This is a genomic window from Enterococcus sp. AMC1086 (assembly GCF_058216575.1).
Map to the genome: position 1 here is coordinate 3,039,870 of NZ_CM177100.1, position 20,342 is coordinate 3,060,211.

A 20,342-nucleotide genomic window follows, 5' to 3' on the forward strand; every position below is an offset into this window, starting at 1 on the left:
ATTGTCTCCTATTATTTTTTTCTATTCTATTCATCTTTGTATTCAAATAAATCACCTGGTTGACAATCTAATGCTCTACATATGGCATTCAATGTATTAAAACGAACGGCTGTTACATTTCCATTTTTTAACTTTGATAGATTAGCATTGGTAATTCCAACCTCATTTGCTAAATCTTTGAGGGAAATTTTTCTATCTGCCATTACTCTATCTAATCTCACAATGATCGCCAATTATTCTCCCCCCTATTAGACAGTTTCATCTGACAAATTTTGTAAGCTGACTCCGTATTCAAATACTTCCCCTAAACAATAAATAATAAATCCAACAAGCACTTCAATACTTATCCCTATGGAAATATAATAGCCTTGCGGACTATTTATTGAGAGTAAAATTGAATGAATAATTGGAATCAATAAGTTAGTTATTATTAATATCGCTCCAACTTTTTTTAATAAAAGATAGTTATTTACGGAAAATGGAGTACATCCATCACTTATTTGACCAAAAAAATTACTTCCTAGGTAAAATACGTATCCGTTTACTAACAATAACGGTATACTCAAAAAAGAACGTACACTATCGTCTATTTCTTTATAAACTATGTGACTTTGGGTAGAAAAATTTAGTAAATACGTTGAATCTTGAAATACAATTAAATTATTTTTCCTAAGTACAAAGAAAATAATTGATACAAAAAACAGGATAATACACATAATACTAAGTATTCTCAAACACATATAAATTAATTTAGAACTCCTTAAAAATCTTTTTATATTCATAGATAGTCCTCCTTTTACGATTATCATATCACAAGAATCACAATCAAACAATATTTTATTATCATTTAAAGGAAATTAATTGTCGTAATACGATAATTAATTAAATTCAGAGAAGCTTTAGAATTTAAGCTGAAACATATTTTGAACGCTGGTAAAATAGTCTCAATGATTTTTTAGTTGATTTGAAGGAACCGACAGTCTTTTTTTAGCTTAGCCGCAAGTTCAATACCCGCTAGTGAAAAGAGTGATTATGCCTGACATAACTAGATATACCATTGGATAACAACACCATCTTTAAGACATCGCTAGGAAATGATGGTTCTTATATGAACAACTTGAATAGCCGTTGGTTCATTTTTTACGTTTAAACCGGCGACCACCAAATGTTCTCGGTCTTTTGTTTCAATAAACAGAGCGAATAACTCGTAAACATATTGAGGGCTGGTACAGGTTCTAGCTGCGTAAAAAGTTGAGGCTTCTTTCACCAGTTCAAGACTGACAATAGCTGCACGTTTTCTTGGTTGGTTTGTTTTCATGATTTCTCCTTTGCTTAGTGTTGGTTATCTGGATTGAACTCAAGGATTTGTATGTAGTCTAGTTCTGTTCCAGCTTTACTTCTTTTTTTGTCGATCAATTGTCAGCAATATAATTGGATTTCTTTTGGTACTTGTTCGTTCACTCCCTTCGTGATGTAACGATTTTCTTTATTATTAAACATTTTATTCCCTCCTTGAAATACAAAAATAGACCAATCATCGATTAAGATGATTGATCTTCATAGATATAATATATAGTTGTTTTTGAGCTAGATACATCAGTTTAACTTCATAATACTAATTCACTCTTCTCGGATATAACACACTCATCTCCACGCTTTTTTCGTCACCCTTTATTTATTCTAATTAAAATTTATCTAGCATTTTTCCTTGTTCATCTAAAACTTGTGTTACTTTCTTTCCAAACTGCCCTTTTACTGTCTCCCCTAGACCACTTGTTGCAGAAGTAATCGAACTTTTTGCACTTTCTGATTCCGTTTCTCCAGATTTTTTTGTTTTTTTCATAAGACTATCTTTTTTTTGAACAAGTGCCATTGCAGTGGCTTGAGCGCTCATTTTTTGTAAATTCTTTTTATATTCTTTTAATAGTTTTTCGATTGCTTCTAACACGTAATCATACTCCTTTTACGGTTTAGTTTGTTCTTGAAGATTTTTTCGATAGGCTTGTTCTGCTTCGTCTTCTTTTAACGAAAGGGTCCGTTTCTCTCTGTCTAATTCTGAGAAAAAATCTTCTTCAAGACGTGATAGCTCACGTCTTGCCCATTCCATAGGCTCATTTGTTTCACCAAATCGTTGTACTTGCCGTTGCATTTCAGAATAGGTATCATTCGTTGCCTGTTCCGCTTGTCGCCTAATTCTTGTCAATGCGTCAGATTCTTCTTCAAGTTGTCGTCTCGTTTGTTGATAATCCGCTAATGCTTGCTCTTCTTGATCCATACTCGTATCTCTCCCTTTTTTAGGCGAGTTGTTTCGCTAATTCTTGGTCTCGTTGAACTAATTCACCTATTTTTGCGGTAATGTCTTTGGTTAGGGTACTAAATTTACTACTCATTTGATGTGCTAAACTTAGTTTTTCTTGAAATTCTTGTGAAGGAATCGTCACCATTGTTTGTTCCGTACAACCCATTGCCTGCATAGCATCTAAAACTTCGCCATAAGATAAGTCAGGACAATTACTTTGAATCGTCGAACGTCCTTCTTGCCACATTTCTTCTAATTCCCTAACGGCATCTTTATAGAGCTTTACGACGTTCTCCATTGCCATGTCAAATTTTGAAGATGCAAGTTTTACAATGGTTAGCGCTTGGCTATCGTCTAAATAGATTTGTTCATTTCCAGATAAACCGCCACCACTAGCAGTAAATTTTTTACGTAAGACGTTCAATTTGGTAAAACTATCAATTTGGGTTTGAAGCCACTCATTTTCCTTTTTTAATTGTTGGTACTCTTTTTTACTGCTACTTTTATGTACACCATATTGTTCTAATCTGCGCATTTGCATCTTATTTTCAACGATACTTTGCGCTAAAAGGGTTTGTTCAATCGAAATACCACCATTCAAATCAGAATAAACCACGATATCGCCATATTTGTTGATATAGTTCCCTTTTTTATCTACTTGAAACTGATCTAATGAATGACCAGCGGTTCTCCACCATGGATTGTCGATACCCATACTCAAAAAAGGTATTTTTTTCCGACCACCAGTCAACACACCACTCGTCACGGCATCCCTTGTATCGAACAGATTCACAATCGTTCCTTTGTACTGTTTAATCTGTTCGGCTGTTAAGCCTGAACCAGCAGCACCATAAGTGAAGGCATTGTAGCCTAATAATACCGCAACATAAATCGCTTCTGCCCCACCTAATGAATGACCTATAGTTTCAATTGTAAAGCCCTTTTCTTTTGGATATTTCCGTTCAATTTCTTTGGCATAATCTAGCGCTGAAGAGAACGCCCCATTCTCATACTTAGCGTCTAGTCCAATTTCTATGAAATCTGATGTCCAATCCTTCAAACCACTTGTGCCAGCATAGACAATGGTTACGTCTTGTTTTACGACTGATTTCGGATAGCCTGGTACCTTTTCTAATCTTTTTTCTGTTTTATACTCATCTTTAATTTCAGCCACAGCCATAGCTTGCATACTATTTTTTCTTGGGTTATTTTCCCCATTTAGGATATCTTTATTTGTGTCTACAGTATCTAAAACTAAATACTTATCCTCTACTAATCGGTCACCAGTTTGAACGTTATTACTTTCCACTTGATAAGACTTTTTCGATAATTTGTTATAATCGTCTAACTCTTTTTGTGGTGGTTTTCCTATATTAGCCATAATTATTCCACCCCTTTATTGTTGTAGATAATGTTTTCTTCAGCCATTTTTTTGTCAGTGCTTTTTTCTTTTCGTTCTAAAACATACCCATTTCGGTTATTCATAGAATTGAAGCTGTACAACCATTTCCCTGTTTCTGCAGAAATGGTACTTAATGACGTATCATCTGAGTACACATCATTGATTTTAAAATTAACGACTAAATCTTTCATTGGTCCAACAGAAAATTTAGTAAATTCCACTTTTTCGATATCTGAGTATTTAGCTATGTCATCTACACGTTTAGAATATTCAGGAAACGTCATTTTTCCATTGTCATAATCTTTATCTAATTGATCTAATTCTTCTTTGTTAAACGTGTAAAGTCGGTAGTTGTTATACAAATAATTAGCTAAATCTGTTTGAATATCATGTAATTCTGCTAAATCTTTTTCTTTTTTCATGTACCATGCTCCTCCAATGACTACTAAAATGATTATACTTAACGCTATGAGAGTTTTTCTTTTCATCTTTTTCTCCTTAAAGTAAGAGTAAGCTAACTATAACATAGTCATTTAATTCATAAAACCATGTAATAACTGTATCTAAAATTTAAAAGTAATGTTATTAAACATCTATGTAGACATAATCCCGATTAACCACAGCAATGTCTGTAGTCCACCTGTTAAATACAAGCTTTTACTTGATAAATTTAGCTGAAAAGCGTCTGTCAGACGCTCAGTAAAGTTCCTTGACAAGTTGTGAATCGTTTTTTTGTTTCTGATGCTGAAGAACTCCTTCGTTTAGTTTACTCACTTATTGCTTTCCAATAAGCATAGTTTAACAAAATAAAAAGTAAGAATACAGACCATTTAGTAAAAAGTAACATCTAATGAAAAATAAAACAGCGTATGACTATAAAACTAACATTATTTACAATTTGAGTGAAAAGACTATAAATAATGTGGTATGCTAACAATGGTTGATGGTTTTTCTATCCGAATGTAGGTTACAGATCCGCTTGAATAAAGATTGGAATATCTTTGCTTTCTGAAAGGATCGAGTGAACTTCTCGCTCAATACTTTTCGCAAAATTCTGCTCTCCAAGCTTCGTTAATAAGTGGATATAGTCGTAAATATTTTCTTTATAACAATCGTCGCCCGTAATTAAATAGCTTGTTAAATTATCCAAGTACTGAATGACTAACTTATAATCAAACGTAAGATTGCCTTCTTTTGTAGCGGCTAATCTTAAGTAATAACGACTTTCTTCATATTCTTTTTTACGTAGTAACGTTGTGCTTAAATTGTTGATCATGTTTTTAATAAATTCTGTTGTCTCCACATTTCTGACTTCAATATCTTTAACAGGTAACGCTTTTTTAGCTAGGCGCTTGATTTGCTTATTGTTAAATAGAAAAATTGTATTGGATAATACAGCGTAATCATACTGAAAAAAATACTCTTTTTCCATGAGAAGTTCATAGATTTGATTTAACTCTTCTTGGCTTACTGGAGAAATTTCTTTCCAAAAATTAGAGAACAATGTTTTTATCCCGATAAAATTTGCCATTTCCCTAAGATGCATTTCTTTAGAAAAGGTTAATTGGTTGTAGTATTTAAGTAACTTCTTTTTATTGGATTCATCTATTGGACTATTCGCACATTGTCTAAATAATTTACGAAACTTTTTTTGTTCCATACTGTCTTCTAAATATTCTGAAAATTCTTCTAGTGGAACAGAGAAGCGTTCTAAAATATCTCTTAGTTCAGAAAATCGTAACACTTTTTTTCCTGTCTCAATTTTTGAATAGACGGAAGTATCCGTATAGGTAAGAATATCTTTTTGCTTTAAATTTCTATTTTTTCTAAAAAAATAAAGTGCTTCTTCTACATTCATTCTAGTTTCACTTCCTTTTGTCTAAGTATAGCACATTATTACATATAAAATGTTTGAAATATTCTATTATTGAAAGGAGGGATTGCCATGATTACAGTTGCTACTGCGGTTGCTATTTCAGTTTTTATTTGGGTTAATGTTTAATTTGATTAAACCGCAATTATCTGAGATAGCTGTTTAGCTATTTCATAAGTGGACTCTTGTATCTTTTCTTGATACAAGGGTTATTTTAATTAAGTAATGTCTAATATTAAATTCTAATTTGAGATCCAAGTCTATTCTTTTAGATTGGACAATCACAATAATAAAAATGATTTTTCATATTGATGACTATACATAATTGTTTAGCATTGATTTCCTTGATTAAATCCATTGATTTGTAAGTAGCTCAGTTTCATTTCTGCCAACTTACTTTTTTATTGATAACCTACCATCTTCTCCTTATAATTTACTCATTCACTTCCTTCATGATACAGAGCCCTCCCCTATTATCAATTATTCTAATTCCCCCTTGATGCACAAAAATAGATCAATCTCCGAGTAGCGATGATTGTTCTTCACAGGTATAATGTATAGTTATTTTTAATAACATAAGACAGATACTTTGAACATCTTTGAGTACCTTTACTTGCAGAAGTAAAAAAGCCACCAAAACTATATAGTATTTTTTAGTGGCTACAATTACGTATTTATTTCAAAACATAAATAAAAATACTTTTTTATCTTATATATCAGCTTAACTTTGATTCCAGATCCTAAAACGTTACTCTTCTAATTTTTTCAAATTTATCTTCTGAACAATAATATCACCTTTGGTATTTTCCAAAGCTAGACCGCAGTTTGCTAACTCTGAACCTGAGTACACTTGCTTGGTCCTTTGCTCTTGGTAAAGACTTTGACTATCAAGAGCAGGGATTTTGATTAATAAACTCAAATCATATACTTGATACACATTGCGGAATACATAAATAATGGCTTGTTTTTTATTCGCGAACATCCAAACACAAGTATTGCTCTCAAAAGGAGAGTGCACCCTATAAAAAGTTCCTTTCATAATAAGCGCTCTTTCCTGTTTGTAGTCTTTCAAATGTTTACGAATGGATTTTTTTTCCTCGTTTGACATCTGAATAATATCCATTTCATAGCCCATATTTGTGGAGGAAGCCAGAGCTGCTCTGGTTTTAAAGGAGACGACACGATTTGTTTGATGATTAGGTACATCAGAAACATGACCTGTTATAGATGAAATCGGAAATAAGTAACTAGCACCATATTGAATTTGCTGCCTATCTAAACCGTCGGTATTATCACTGATCCATGTTTGTGGAAAATAAAAGAGCATTCCTGGATCTAACCTACCTCCACCACTAGAACAATTCTCAAAAAGAACCTCAGGGTAAGCATTCGTTAGCTCGTTGACAATGCGGTAAAAACCTATCATGTAACGATGACTGTATTCGGAAGATTCAAAAGTTTGGCTCTGCGAAAAAGGGTCCGTCATATGCCTATTCATATCCCATTTAATATAATTTACACCCCATTCAGCGATTGCCTTTGATAATGTTATGATAATAAATTCTTGGACGTCAACGTTTGTAAGATCCAATACATACTGACTTCTACCAAGCAATGGCTCGTAGTTTTTACTTCTCATGATCCAGTCGGGATGTTTTTGAATTAATTCCGTATTTGGAGAAATCATTTCAGGTTCAAACCAAATGCCAAATCCAACATTCTTTTGTTTTGCGTAATCAACCAATGGTTTGATCCCCTCGGGAAATTTTTCTGTGTCTACATTCCAATCACCTAAAGATGTTTTACTGCTATTTCTCTGTCCATACCAACCGTCGTCTAATACTACCGTTTCAAAACCTAAATCACTAGCAGCATCAATCAATTTTCTTATCAATTTGTCATTCACATCATAATAAGTCATTTCCCAACTATTAATAAGAATGGGGCGATCTTTACTTTTCCAAGCAGGATGAATTAAATGATTAGTGAAGAATTGATGGAAACTTTGAGAACTGCCGTTAAATCCTTGATCGCTGTATGATAGAAGTGCTTGAGGGCTATAGAAAGTTTCTCCAGACTCTAATCTCCATGAAAAAGTCTCACTATTTAAACCAATTTGTATTCGCAAATGATTGTATTGGTCTCTTTCTAAAGCAATTTCGTGATTACCACTATAAATCAATGTGATTGCATGGACTTCCCCTTGAAATTCGTTTGCATCTTTTGATAAAGCAATAAACGGCGGATATTGTGGGCCACTCGCCCCTCTGGAACTTCCAATTTTAAATAAGCCATGTTGAATCTTGCTACGATTCAACTGAAATTCTTTCTGATGAGTACCGTAGAAAGTCGTAGCAAGCTGTTGATCATATCTAGTATCAATTGAAGCGCTCAATAATTTAGTTACTTTTAGAGACTGAGTACCAACATTTTTTACTCTGGATGAACGGACGATCACAGGTGAATCTTCAAAAATTGTATAATACAAAGCCAACTCGATTTCAGCAATCTGATCATATAAATAAATAATCAGGGTTTGAGCTTGTTCGTCAGTGTTTCTAGCATGAGGTAAATCTGTTAATTCAATTGCCCCATTTTGGATTTCATAGCTCTTGTAGCAAAATCTAGTAATCTCATCGGCATTTTCTTGCTGTATCTGTATAGCAGAACTTCTGTAATCTCCTTGGTGAGAAAAAGGTAGCTCGAATGGTAGAAATTCCGGAGATATTTCAGGCTTCTCATTGTTAGGTGTCGCTGCAAAGGTTCTTTTATTCAAAAGTGGTCGATTGCTAAAATGATAGCCTGCTAATTTTTTACCCCAATAACGATGAACTAAGTATGAGTGTTCAACAATTTCCATAATATAAGTAATATGATTATTCGATAAAGTAAACATATTATTTTCTGAGTTGAAGCGAATGAATTCCTGCATGATTAGTTGTGATCCTTTCTGTATTTTGTAGGAGAGAGTCCCAGTTCTTTTCTAAAAAATTTGGAGAAGGAAAGTGCGTCAGTAAAGCCAACAGAGCCTGCAATTAAGTTAATTGGGTCATCACTTTCCGTCAGTAATTTTTTCGCCTTATTGATCTTTAAGCTAGTTAAATATTTCTTGGGTGAAATGCCAATTTCTTCTTTAAACATTGCGGATAAGTAATTAGGATGGATACCTACGGAATAGGCTATATCAGAAATTTGAATATCATCATGATAATGTAGCTCCATATATCTCATTGCTTGAAATGAAGGTGAGGTTTCATGATTATTCACAGCTTCTATCCCGCATTCTCCTAAAAGGGTACCGACAATGTCATACATAATACCATTAATTCTAAAGTATGAAGCAAGTGTGTTTTGATTTAGTTCAATAATTTCTTCGATTCTTTTTTCATAAAAAGGTGCATCTGAACAATCCATGACAAAACCAGATGTGCTCGATTTAATCAACGTTTGAACAAAATTTACTGATTCTATCCCGGTAAATCCAATCCATGAGTACTTCCAAGGGTCTTGTTTATTTGCTGTGTATGTTGAAACGACGTTTGCAGGAACGATGAAGAGTTGATTCTCATGAACTTCAATTTGCTGATTTTCTATTTCTAACAGCCCCTTGCCCTCCTTAACAAAGTGAATAAAATGATAGTCTCTTCTTTTGGGACCATAACTATAATTAGGTTCACAATATTCAATTCCGCAGTTGTACAAAATGAAGTCTGATATACTCTTTTTCGAAAAGTCAGTAAATTTATCTGTATATTCTCTCAAATTATTATTCATGTACTTATTATACATGGGAACGCTTAACAAAAGATGTCTATCTTAGAAATTCCCATATATCCATTAACTTTTTCCATATTCGAAATGTAATAAAGGATGTTAAGATTTCATCAACCAAGGTTATGAAAACGCATTAATTTAGACTATCTTAAGGAGGGTTTATAGAATTTGGAGAATAAATATAGGAATTCTTTCCATATAGAGCCGGCAAAAGGATTATTAAATGATCCTAACGGATTGATCCAGTTTAAAGGGAAATATTATTTTTTTCATCAATGGAATCGATTTGAAACTAATCACTCTTATAAAGAGTGGGGATTATTTATTTCAAAGGATTTAGTAACATGGGAAAACCCAGGATCTGCTATTTTACCAGATTTAGCGAGTGATAAAGATGGCGTGTATTCGGGAAGTGCTGTTGAAAAAGATGGAGTAATGTATCTTTTCTATACTGGAAATAGTAAAAAGTATGGGAAAAGAAAAAGCTATCAAAAAATTGCTTATTCTGAAGATGGAAAAACCTTTATTAAAAAGGAACAAGCTATCGAAACCCCAGTTGGTTTTACTGAGCATCATCGTGATCCTAAGGTTTGGGAAAAGAACGGTAAATGGTGGATGATTGTAGGAGCACAGTCGGAAGAAAATATAGGCGCTATCACATTATTTGAATCGAGTAATTTGAGCAATTGGCAATTTCAAGGTGAGTTTTATTCAGATCAATCATTGGATCAGATGTGTGAGTGTCCGGATGTATTTTCTTTAAGTCATGATGTGGATATATTAACCTTATGTCCTCAAAAAAGAACCCCTATTGAAGATACTGACTTATCATTGTCTAGTTATGCGGGATATTTAGTTGGGAAAGTGGACTACAAACAAAAGAAATTTGTCGTAAAAGAAGAGATTCAAAAATTAGACTATGGGTTTGATTTCTACGCTGCACAAACGTTTGAAGATGACAAAGGACGGCGTATTCTAACCGCTTGGATGTCTCGAATGGAAGAGGAAGAAGAAGCTTGTTGTCCAACTGTTACAGATGGGTATATACATTGCTTAACAATGCCAAGAGAGTTGAAGTGGAAAAACGATCGCCTTTACCAATTACCTTTAGAAGAGTATCAAACACTACGAAAAGAAAAAAGAGAATATAAAAACTGTTGTCATTTGATCAAAAATCAAAACAACACATATGAGATAATGATTGACTTTACTGAATGGATCAATCACTTTTCAATCACCTTAAATTCAGATATGAATTCGATTAACTATACTAATGGACGATTAGAAATTAGCCGAATTAATTGGGTTTCAGGAGAATGCGAATCGAAGGAAATTGAGATAAGCTCACTTTTTAAACTTCAGATTTTTAATGATAATTCAACGATGGAAATATTTATCAATGATGGAGAATACGTTTTTTCAATGAGAACATTTAGCAATCATTTCAACAGAGATGCATATTATCAGAATTTAGGTCACAACGGATCAGTTATGTTTTATAATTATTGAGGAGGATAACGAATGAATAACAAAGATATCGCAATACAAATTTTAGAACTAGTTGGCGGAAATGAAAATGTTCAATCGGTGACACACTGTGCGACGAGACTTAGAATTATCGTTAATGATAAAGATAAAATTGATATTAAGGGCGTAGAAAATATTGATAAAGTAAAGGGTAGTTTCTTCAATTCAGGTCAATATCAAGTCATTTTAGGTACAGGGTTAGTGAACAAGGTATACGACGAGTTCATTCCGCTGATCGACGGTTCTAGGAGAAACATTTCTGAGGATTCTACAGTGAAACAAAAGATAACTTTCCAGCGAGCAATCAGAATATTTGGGGACGTTTTTGTTCCAATTATTCCAGTTTTGGTAGCTACTGGTTTATTTATGGGACTGCGAGGATTGTTCACACAAGAAGCAGTTTTAGGTGTCATCGGACTCACGCCAGATGACATCCCACAACAATTTCTGATGTTCACTCAGATTTTAACGGATACGGCGTTTGCTTTTTTACCTGCCTTAGTAGCTTGGTCTACTTTTAGAATATTTGGTGGAACACCCATTCTAGGGATTGTTTTAGGATTAATGCTGGTAAGTTCAGTACTGCCAAATGCGTATGAAGTAGGACAGCAAACAGCCAAACCACTAGTATTTTTTGGATTCATCAAAGTTGTTGGTTATCAAGGTTCGGTATTACCTGCCTTTGTAACTGGAATTTTAGGCTCTAAAATTGAACTATTCTTGAGAAAACGAATTCCTGATTCATTAGATTTAATTTTGACACCATTCTTAACACTATTAACTGGCCTTACGCTTGCCCTGTTTATTATTGGACCTATTTTTCATGAAGTGGAAATAGGTGTTTTACACGGAGTAGAGTTTCTATTAAAACTTCCTCTTGGAATTGGCGGCTTAATCTACGGTAGTTTTGGACAATTGTTGGGAATTTTTGGTATTCATCATGTTCTTAACTTTTTAGAGATTAGTATGTTGGGACAAGATGGTTGGAATTATTTAAATCCAATTGGTACTTGTGGAAACATCGCACAAGCAGGGGCAGTATTAGCAGTTGCTATGAAATCTACTTCGCCTAAGGTGAAGCAAATTGCCTATCCATCCGCCCTATCAGCAACTCTAGGAATTACTGAACCAGCAGTTTTTGGCGTTACATTGCGTTTAGTTAAGCCATTTATCATGTCGATGATCGGTGGAGGCGTTGGTGGATTTCTAGCTTCTATTTTTAAATTGAGAGCTAGCGGTATGGCTCTTACAGGAATTCCAGGGACATTGTTGTATCTTAATGAGCAATTACCGCTTTACATTTTAGTTAATCTTGTAGCATTTGTAGTATCTTTTGGATTAACTTGGACGATTGGTTATCAAAAGAATCAAGAACTAGGATAATAATAATTAAGTTTCTTGCTAAGTATAAAAAGTAACTATAGCTAAAATACCTTCAAAACTTCATCTTTAGTTTTGAAGGTATTTTTTATCACACTAGGTACTTTTAAATATAAAAAAAGACCAACTATTATTTAGAATAATTGATCTTCATACAGATTAAAGAGAACAACTAAAAAAATATCCCTATTTATGATACGGTTCCCCTCGCATTATCCGAAACCCTCGATAAATCTGCTCCACCAAAATTAACCGCATCAACTGATGTGGATAAGTCAACTTTCCAAATGACATCTGCTGTTGGCTTCTTTTCAATACTTCATCACTCAATCCCAACGAACCACCAATCACAAAAGCCAGCTGACTCTTCCCATTGATTCCTAACTGCTCGATCTCTTTTGAAAACTCTTCACTGCTGAACTGCTTTCCATTGATCGCCAACACAAAAACATGATCTTGATCCCCAATTTTAGCTAAAATTCGTTCTCCTTCTTTCCCTTTAACCTGTAACATCTCTGCATTGCTTAAATTCTCTGGTGCTTTTTCATCCGCTACCTCAATAATTTCGACTTTTGCATAGCTTTGCAGGCGTTTTAAATACTCATTGATTCCTTGGACCAAATATTTCTCTTTCAACTTACCCACAGTAATGATCTTTATTTTCATTCATTTCACGTCTCTTCCTATTTTGTAATCTTCTACTTGTTCACAATTTTATCATGAATGTTTTGACTCTTCCACATACTTCCCCACAAAGTTATACACATATGCACAGACTTATCCACAGATAAATGTCTTATCATCCTTTATTTTACAGTATTTTAAGATACAAACACATATTCCCGTTCATTTATCCACATTATCCACATTCTGTGGATAACTTTTTTGCAGGAGTTTTCCTCTATTTTTCAAAAGTTTTTCACACTTTATTGTGTATAAGTATTTCGATACTCACATTTTTTCATTATTTGTATCTGTTTTTCTCCCTAACTTGTTCATAAAAAATTCAAAGCTCTTGGGTAGACTAAAGGTACGTTGAAAGACTATACTAAATATAATAAATAATGAAAATTAAATAGGAGGTTGCTTATATGCAAAAAAAAGATGTTACACCTAATTCAGATAAAAAACAAAATGGCGTATTCAAAAAATTTGGAATTGGTTTAGTTGGAGGATTACTGGGAGGTGCACTCGCTTTTGGTGGGGCTTATGCTATCATGGGGCAAAACCCGTCTTCATCTAATTCGCCTACAACAACAAACTCTGTAAAAGATAACAAAGGGGATACGAAAGTAACAAATGTTAATTTAGATGTAAGTAGTGACGTTACTAAAGCCGTGGATAAAGTAAAAGATTCTGTCGTTTCAGTTATCAATTTACAAAGCCCTAGTCAAAATACTGAAACTGGAAGCTTTGGCAGCATCTTCGGCGGCAATGATGAAAATGACGCTAGCGGAGCCGAATCGAATGATAGTGAGCTAAAAGCTGCAAGTGAAGGTAGTGGCGTGATTTATAAAAAAGATGGTAAAACGGCTTATGTTGTGACGAATAATCACGTAGTTGACAAAGCAAAAGGATTAGAAGTTGTTTTACATGATGGCACGAAAGTTCAAGGTGAATTAGTTGGTACAGATTCTTATACTGACCTTGCTGTGATCAAAATTTCATCTGATAAAGTAGATTCGATCGCCGAATTTGGTAACTCTGATAAATTAAAAATTGGCGAACCAGCATTAGCAATTGGCTCTCCATTAGGATCAGCATATGCTAACTCTGTAACACAAGGGATCATTTCTTCATTAAATAGAAATATCCAAAATGAAAATAATGGACAAGCAATCAATATCAATGCGATCCAAACAGACGCTGCAATCAATCCTGGTAACTCTGGTGGTCCATTAGTAAATATCGAAGGACAAGTGATCGGGATCAACTCTGTTAAAATCGTTCAATCTGAAAGCCAAGTAAGTGTTGAAGGAATGGGCTTTGCGATTCCAAGTAATGACGTTGTAAATATCATTAACCAACTAGAAAAAGATGGTAAAGTCACTCGTCCAGCCTTAGGAATTACGATGGAAGAATTAACGAATGTATCCACACAACAACGAAAAGAAATTTTAAAACTTCCTGAATCAGTCCAAATGGGTGTACTTGTTCGTAGTGTTCAAACAGCTACTCCAGCTGATAAAGCAGGACTTGAAAGATATGACGTCATCACTAAAATCGATGGCGAAGATATCAGCTCTGTTACTGATTTACAAAGCGCTCTATACAAGAAAAAAGTCGGTGATAAAATGAAGGTTACTTTCTATCGTGATGGAAAAGAACAAAGTGTTGATATTGATTTGACGATCGATCAATCTGCACTTAAACAAAATTCATCTAACTCAGAAAATTCTCAAAATCCTTAAATAGATACACTCGAAAAGCTAGGTTACGCTTCCTTACAAGGAAGCTGTTGACCTAGTTTTTTTTCTTTATCTATACACCTTTTTACGAGCTATAAATCACGTATTATTGTAGAATAAAGAGAGACAAAACTTTAGAAAGAGGGATGTACTATGGCTCATAAATTACGTGAAGAATGGGATAAATTATTTGGTAAGACACATGATTTGAACGAACTAAAAAAAGCGAAACACGATGAAAATGGACATTTCGTCACAGATGAAGGTGTAAATACTGATGTTTTGGGGCATAGTTCTGTAGATTCTTTAAATGCAATGATGTATGCTGACTGGAATACTTATTTAAATGATAGTACTCTATTTACTGCCTTAGAAGAAGAAGAGCAAAATCAAGTTCGATCTGACGGTCCAAGTTTTGCTGAATATAACGGTGACTAATCACAAAAATAAGCCCTAAACAAAACTGAAAAATGGTTTTGTTTAGGGCTTTAAATTTAACTTTTTATTTTCCAACGGGAAATGCTTCACCAATAACAGCATCGAAAGGTAATTCTAAAATCCCTTTTTTCGCTGGTGCATTTGGCAAACGTAATTCTCCAGCTGAACAAATCATGCCGAAACTTTCTACACCGCGTAAAACACCAGGCCAAATCATCAATCCGTCCGGCATCATCGCACCTGGTTTTGCTACAACGACTTTTTGTCCGGCTTTGATATTTGGTGCACCACAAACGATTTGCAAGACTTCACCATTGTCCACTTCTGTTTGAGTGATCGATAAGTGATCCGAATCAGGATGTTTCTTACATGATTTGACAAAGCCCACCACGATTTTTGGTGCACTCACTTTAACGAGTGTTTCTGAGAATCCTGATTTAGTCAAAGCCTCATTTACTTTAGCTAATTGTTCTTCAGTCAAGTCCACTTGACCCGTTCCTGCTATTTCGCCTAAAATCGTTGATGCATCAAAGATATTCCACGCAACGACTTGTCCATCTTCTGCTACAGTCACGCGTGCCACATTTCCTTTACGTTCTACACGGTTTTCTAGTCCTTTATCATCTGCTGCGATGACCATTAAGACATCACCCACATGCTCTTTATTATAAGCAAAAATCATTATTTCTCTCACTCCATTTTTATCATTTTAAAAGATACTATATTCATTGTCTTATCTTAACAAATAAATAGATAAACTGCATGTTATTTTTTTATCGATTGATTATCTCAGAAAAAAAAGTGAAACAAAACGGTTACGCCTTGCTTCACCTATTTTACACGATCTATTTATTTTTTAGTTTTCTCAGGATGAACAGTCAAGACATCACAAGGGGCATGACGAATAATGTAACTACTCACGCTTCCGATCATCAAACGTTCCACTGCGTTTAAACCAGACTGTCCTACCATAATCAAATCAATATCATATTTCTTCGGTAAATCTTGGCACATCACTTCTTTTGCCAAACCATATGTTAAAACCGTTTCTACTTGATCAAATGAAACACTTTTGGCATATTCTTTACAATCAGCTAGTATTTCTTTCCCGCTTTCAGTTTCTTGATCTAGTAAACTATCATTCAACGAGGAATAGCCCATCATCGTATAGACTTCATTTTCGATTACATGAGTAACAATTACACGGCCATTATTTCTTTTAGCTACCTCAATTGCTTGGTGATACGCTAAATTCCCTTGATCACTACCATCTACGCCAACTAAAATATTTTTATAGGTTTGTGCCAACATAAGACTCATCTCCCGATTGATCTATTTTATTTCTTGAATAGACTCACTTTTTTAATTAATGCATCAACTGATGCTTTTCAAAAATGTAGTAATTTCTTCTTTCGTTTTGCGATCTTTATTGACCAAACGACCTAACTCTTTGCCTTGGTTTGTTACAATAAAACTTGGAATTCCGAAAATATTCCATTCAGAAGCCAGTTCCATAAACTTATCTCGGTCAACTTCTATAAAACGAAATTCTGGAAATTCAGCTTCGATTTCAGGCATTACGGGTTTGATAAAACGACAATCCCCGCACCAATCTGCAGTGAAAAAGAAAACACTTTTCCCTTCAGACACGAAACTAGCCAGCTCTTCATAAGATGTTGGAATAATCATAATTTGCCCCCTACTTTCCGTAAATAATGGTATTCACTGTTGTTTTATCTAATCCTTTTAACACCTGGATCAACATTTCACGGGCTGCTTCAAAGTCTTTGATATTGAACATCGTTTGATGTGTATGGATATAACGTCCGCAAACACCGATCACGGTACTTGGTACACCATTGTTGGTTGTATGTGCAGCACCTGCATCAGTCCCACCTTTAGATACAAAGTATTGGTAGGGAATGTTATGTGTTGCAGCTATATCTAATAAGTATTCGCGTACACGAGGTAATGTGATCATACCTGGATCGTAAATGCGTAATAATGTTCCTTCACCTAAATGTCCATACGTTCCTTTTTTCGTTTGGATATCATCTGCTGCTGAACAATCTACCGCAAAGAATAAATCCGGATTGAATTTATGCACTGAAGGCTTAGAACCACGTAATCCTACTTCTTCTTGAACATTAGCACCAGCAATCAATGTATGACCTAATTGTTCATTTTGAAAGGCCTCTAATGCTTCTAACACCAACGTACAACCATAACGATTGTCCCATGATTTACTGATGATATTTTTACCATTAGCCGTTTTGATCGTTTCAGTTTGCGGTACGATTGAATCCCCTGGGCGTACGCCAAAGCTTTCCGCTTCTTCTTTTGATTCAAAACCAGCATCGAATAGTACATCTGCCACTTCTAATTGCTTTTGGCCGCCCGTTCCACGTAATAAATGTGGAGGAACTGAAGAAGAGATACATGGATAATTACCTTTACTTGTTTTGAGTGTGAAACGTTGGGCAGAGACAACATAAGGGTTCCAACCACCTAAAGGAACAACTTGGAATAATCCATTGTCTTTGATTTGTGTTAGCATAAACCCGACTTCATCCATATGAGCTGCGACCATAACACGCGGTGCATCTTGCTCTTTAGCTCTTTTAAGTCCAAAAATCCCACCTAAACCATCATATTGAATCTCGTCTACTAATGGGGCCATATTTTTTTTCATATACGCACGAATATCATCTTCAAATCCACTTGTTCCTTGTAATTCAGTTAGTTCTTTGATGCGTTGAAATGTTTTTTCTTCCATCGTTGTATTATCTGCCAGCTCTTCTAATCAGAACAAGCCGTTCATTTTGGCTAAAAAAATAACACTCTTTTAAAGCAAAAACAGCAGATACTCCTTTCATATGATTTCACATTCATTATAACGCAAATTATTTTAATTGCCCACGTTTTTTGTTTTTCGATATTTTCACACATTGTGTTAGAATATACTTAAAGCTGAGTAATTTTGGCAAACATTTGAAAATACGCGGAGGTTATTCCCCATGAATGAAGAAAATGAATTAAGCTATTTTAAAGGCGGCTTAGCGCTTGGTGTCAGTCTTGGTATATTAAGCGGTATCGCTTCAACATTGTGGTATCAGAAAAAACGTACGTTAGATGCTGATTGGGTTTTAGAAAGTGTGAAAGAAGCCTTTTTGAAAGAAGGTCCGATCGAAGGGTCTTGGATCGAGTTTGAGAAAAAACCATTACGAAAATTCGCAGTACATTCTAAAACTTATAATGGTGGGATTTCACGTTTAGAAGATGGAACTATGGTTCAGTATGCATTTATTGCCGATGCTTTTACAGGAACTGTAATTGATGTGAAGCGAATTAAAGAGTAAGATAAAAAAAACAGTTGAAACCACATCGTAACAGAGTGGTTTCAACTGTTTTTTGTAACTATCTATTTTTCTATACTTTATTAAAACTCACGCGTTAAAGGATACATGAACTGCTAAATTCTTCTCAATGAAACAAGTCTTACTTATCCATTTTCTCAGCCTGAAATCTCGCCTCAACGCGATAAATTGGCTGTCCTTTAGCAGAAAATTTTTCTTCATACTCTGTCATGACATTGCCTTCATAATTACTAGCATGCAAATCTAACCAGACTTGTTCCAAAACCATTCCATATTTTGAAAAACTACTTAATGAGTATTCAAATAAACCGCGATTATCGGTTTTAAAATGAATTTCGCCATTTGGTTTTAGAATTTTTTCATCCGTCTCTAAAAATGTTTTAAAGGTTAAACGACGCTTTTCATGACGTGTTTTCGGCCATGGATCAGAAAAGTTCAAGTAGATTTGATCTACTTCATTTTCTGCAAAATATTGTGTCAATTCTTCCCCATTGACATGAAGCAACTGTAAGTTAGGCAACCCTTCTTCCAACGCTTTTTCTAAAGCGATCGAAAGAACACTTAATTGCATATCGATCCCAATATAATTTATTTCTGGATTGGCTTTTGCCATCCCTACTACAAATTGTCCTTTACCAGAGCCAATTTCGATATGAATAGGATGATCATTCCCAAAACGTTCCGCCCAACGTCCTTGCCATTTAGCTGGCTCATCAACAACTAATTCAGGATGACTCGCCAAAAGCTCGGCTGCTCCAGGTCTTTTTCTCATTCGCATGTTTTATGTTTCCTCTCTTTATAACAACGTTTCAGAGGGTAGGATTCTTAGGACTCGTCCCAAGCTCTTAAGGAATCCTTCTTAAAGTAAGTTGACATTCACAAAAATTTGAAGTGCAATTTTCGTGAATGTCCTCTTATTTCTCGGAGTTAAACGCTTCTGTCCCAACCTCGCTGCCCTCTATTATTTTAGTAAACAATCGTTCTACATCTTCTAATACCCAAATGCTTGTTTTAATTTTAAAATTTCTGCATTCATGTCTCTTTTTTCTCCTGATTGATGATGGCGTAGAATTTCTTGCAGAAAATTGAATAATGCATACCACTTGATTCGCGTCAGTGCTTCTTCACTAGGACGCATCCCGTAAGATAACAGCCACTTATTCCAGCTTGCACGTGGAACATAATGTCCGAGCAACATGCCCAGATCTAATGCTGGATCGGCTATCATAACTGAGTCCCAGTCAACTAAATAGAGATAATTATTCGATACGATCCAATTACGATGATTCACATCACCATGAACGACCATATAATTATGGACAGAATAATTTGGTATATTTTTTTGTAGATAGCGATAGACTCTAGCAAGATATGAATTATTTTGAAGCTCCTTAGGCAATCGCTCGCCATATGCTTGAAGCATCATCGCAGGCGAATAGATCTGACCGCCGATTTTTCCCAGCATACTTTTCAGCATATGTGAATGATGCAAATGATAAAGAACATCCACAACGTCATTTCTTTGACCAATTTCTTGGGCCTTGAGTACTTGGCCATCTAGCCATTCTTGTGCTGTTAAAATATCGCCTGTCACCGTTCGTTTCGTCCAAACAAGCTTAGGGGCAATTCCTTCTTTAGACAGTGCAGCTAAAAGAGGAGAAGTATTTCGTTTAATAAATACTCTTTCAGTCGCACGTATACCCATGAAAGTTTGGCCAGTTGCACCTTTTATTGGCTGCAAGCGCCATTCCTTATCCAACTGAAATGCCATGGAAATTATCTCCTATCCTAACAACTTCTAATAATTAATTACAGTAAGTATCATTTTAGCTTCCATAGCGTTCAACGTCAAGCATCTCTCTTA

Annotated in this window: 22 protein-coding genes; 5 read left to right on the plus strand and 17 right to left on the minus strand. The window is 34.8% G+C overall.

Annotated features, from left to right (window positions below; genetic code table 11):
* Positions 1–26 precede the first annotated feature (26 nt).
* From AC4BC4_RS14235 to AC4BC4_RS14280, 10 genes are all read right to left on the minus strand, one after another.
* On the minus strand, positions 27–233 hold the full coding sequence (locus tag AC4BC4_RS14235) for a helix-turn-helix domain-containing protein (RefSeq protein ID WP_438758145.1): 207 nt from the start codon (positions 231–233) through the stop codon (positions 27–29).
* A 15-nt stretch (positions 234–248) separates the two neighbouring features.
* Positions 249–782: a hypothetical protein gene (locus AC4BC4_RS14240; protein ID WP_490476125.1), complete on the minus strand. Its 534-nt coding sequence runs from the start codon at positions 780–782 to the stop codon at positions 249–251.
* A gap of 305 nt (positions 783–1,087) precedes the next feature.
* Complete coding sequence (locus tag AC4BC4_RS14245) at positions 1,088–1,318, minus strand: hypothetical protein (RefSeq protein ID WP_438758144.1); 231 nt, start codon at positions 1,316–1,318, stop codon at positions 1,088–1,090.
* A gap of 366 nt (positions 1,319–1,684) precedes the next feature.
* Positions 1,685–1,948, minus strand: a complete 264-nt coding sequence (locus tag AC4BC4_RS14250) for a hypothetical protein (protein ID WP_490476126.1) — start codon at positions 1,946–1,948, stop codon at positions 1,685–1,687.
* Between the two features lie 15 nt (positions 1,949–1,963).
* On the minus strand, positions 1,964–2,275 hold the full coding sequence (locus AC4BC4_RS14255) for a hypothetical protein (RefSeq protein WP_438758141.1): 312 nt from the start codon (positions 2,273–2,275) through the stop codon (positions 1,964–1,966).
* 19 nt (positions 2,276–2,294) lie between these two features.
* A complete protein-coding gene (locus tag AC4BC4_RS14260) occupies positions 2,295–3,680 on the minus strand; it encodes a Tle-like phospholipase domain-containing protein (protein ID WP_490476127.1) in 1,386 nt (461 codons plus the stop codon).
* Positions 3,681–3,682: 2 nt separating this feature from the next.
* Positions 3,683–4,189 carry a hypothetical protein gene (locus AC4BC4_RS14265; RefSeq protein ID WP_490476128.1) on the minus strand — a complete coding sequence of 169 codons (507 nt, stop codon included), beginning with the start codon at positions 4,187–4,189 and terminating at the stop codon, positions 3,683–3,685.
* A gap of 479 nt (positions 4,190–4,668) precedes the next feature.
* Positions 4,669–5,559 (minus strand): helix-turn-helix domain-containing protein, encoded by an 891-nt coding sequence (locus AC4BC4_RS14270; RefSeq protein WP_490476129.1) that lies wholly within the window; start codon positions 5,557–5,559, stop codon positions 4,669–4,671.
* 763 nt (positions 5,560–6,322) lie between these two features.
* Positions 6,323–8,434 carry an alpha-galactosidase gene (locus AC4BC4_RS14275; protein ID WP_490476130.1) on the minus strand — a complete coding sequence of 704 codons (2,112 nt, stop codon included), beginning with the start codon at positions 8,432–8,434 and terminating at the stop codon, positions 6,323–6,325.
* A gap of 74 nt (positions 8,435–8,508) precedes the next feature.
* A complete protein-coding gene (locus AC4BC4_RS14280) occupies positions 8,509–9,348 on the minus strand; it encodes an AraC family transcriptional regulator (protein WP_490476131.1) in 840 nt (279 codons plus the stop codon).
* A gap of 168 nt (positions 9,349–9,516) precedes the next feature.
* On the opposite strand from AC4BC4_RS14280, the gene AC4BC4_RS14285 reads away from it, so the two are divergent.
* Together AC4BC4_RS14285 and AC4BC4_RS14290 are read left to right on the plus strand one after the other, a co-directional pair.
* A complete protein-coding gene (locus AC4BC4_RS14285; RefSeq protein ID WP_490476132.1) occupies positions 9,517–10,857 on the plus strand; it encodes a glycoside hydrolase family 32 protein in 1,341 nt (446 codons plus the stop codon).
* 12 nt (positions 10,858–10,869) lie between these two features.
* Positions 10,870–12,258: a PTS transporter subunit EIIC gene (locus AC4BC4_RS14290; protein WP_490476133.1), complete on the plus strand. Its 1,389-nt coding sequence runs from the start codon at positions 10,870–10,872 to the stop codon at positions 12,256–12,258.
* Between the two features lie 183 nt (positions 12,259–12,441).
* Here AC4BC4_RS14290 and rlmH read toward each other — a convergent pair whose 3' ends face one another.
* Positions 12,442–12,921: a 23S rRNA (pseudouridine(1915)-N(3))-methyltransferase RlmH gene (gene rlmH, locus AC4BC4_RS14295; protein WP_490476134.1), complete on the minus strand. Its 480-nt coding sequence runs from the start codon at positions 12,919–12,921 to the stop codon at positions 12,442–12,444.
* Positions 12,922–13,346: 425 nt separating this feature from the next.
* Here rlmH and AC4BC4_RS14300 point away from each other — a divergent pair, with 425 nt between their 5' ends.
* Together AC4BC4_RS14300 and AC4BC4_RS14305 are read left to right on the plus strand one after the other, a co-directional pair.
* Positions 13,347–14,666 (plus strand): S1C family serine protease, encoded by a 1,320-nt coding sequence (locus AC4BC4_RS14300; protein WP_490476135.1) that lies wholly within the window; start codon positions 13,347–13,349, stop codon positions 14,664–14,666.
* Between the two features lie 150 nt (positions 14,667–14,816).
* Complete coding sequence (locus AC4BC4_RS14305) at positions 14,817–15,101, plus strand: hypothetical protein (protein WP_438758077.1); 285 nt, start codon at positions 14,817–14,819, stop codon at positions 15,099–15,101.
* A gap of 64 nt (positions 15,102–15,165) precedes the next feature.
* On the opposite strand, the gene ytpR is transcribed toward AC4BC4_RS14305, so the two are convergent.
* The 4 genes from ytpR to pepA form a co-directional block, all read right to left on the minus strand.
* Complete coding sequence (ytpR, locus tag AC4BC4_RS14310) at positions 15,166–15,783, minus strand: YtpR family tRNA-binding protein (RefSeq protein ID WP_438758076.1); 618 nt, start codon at positions 15,781–15,783, stop codon at positions 15,166–15,168.
* A 167-nt stretch (positions 15,784–15,950) separates the two neighbouring features.
* Entirely contained in the window at positions 15,951–16,412 is a 462-nt protein-coding gene (locus tag AC4BC4_RS14315; RefSeq protein WP_490476136.1) for a universal stress protein, read from the minus strand.
* A gap of 63 nt (positions 16,413–16,475) precedes the next feature.
* Positions 16,476–16,790: a thioredoxin family protein gene (locus AC4BC4_RS14320; RefSeq protein ID WP_490476137.1), complete on the minus strand. Its 315-nt coding sequence runs from the start codon at positions 16,788–16,790 to the stop codon at positions 16,476–16,478.
* A 10-nt stretch (positions 16,791–16,800) separates the two neighbouring features.
* Complete coding sequence (pepA, locus tag AC4BC4_RS14325; protein ID WP_438758073.1) at positions 16,801–17,877, minus strand: glutamyl aminopeptidase; 1,077 nt, start codon at positions 17,875–17,877, stop codon at positions 16,801–16,803.
* A gap of 241 nt (positions 17,878–18,118) precedes the next feature.
* Here pepA and AC4BC4_RS14330 point away from each other — a divergent pair, with 241 nt between their 5' ends.
* A complete protein-coding gene (locus AC4BC4_RS14330) occupies positions 18,119–18,460 on the plus strand; it encodes a peptidase (protein WP_490476138.1) in 342 nt (113 codons plus the stop codon).
* Positions 18,461–18,599: 139 nt separating this feature from the next.
* On the opposite strand, the gene trmB is transcribed toward AC4BC4_RS14330, so the two are convergent.
* Both trmB and AC4BC4_RS14340 read right to left on the minus strand, forming a co-directional pair.
* Entirely contained in the window at positions 18,600–19,256 is a 657-nt protein-coding gene (gene trmB, locus AC4BC4_RS14335; protein WP_490476139.1) for a tRNA (guanosine(46)-N7)-methyltransferase TrmB, read from the minus strand.
* Positions 19,257–19,469: 213 nt separating this feature from the next.
* Positions 19,470–20,249, minus strand: a complete 780-nt coding sequence (locus AC4BC4_RS14340) for a phosphotransferase family protein (RefSeq protein WP_490476140.1) — start codon at positions 20,247–20,249, stop codon at positions 19,470–19,472.
* Positions 20,250–20,342: the final 93 nt, after the last annotated feature.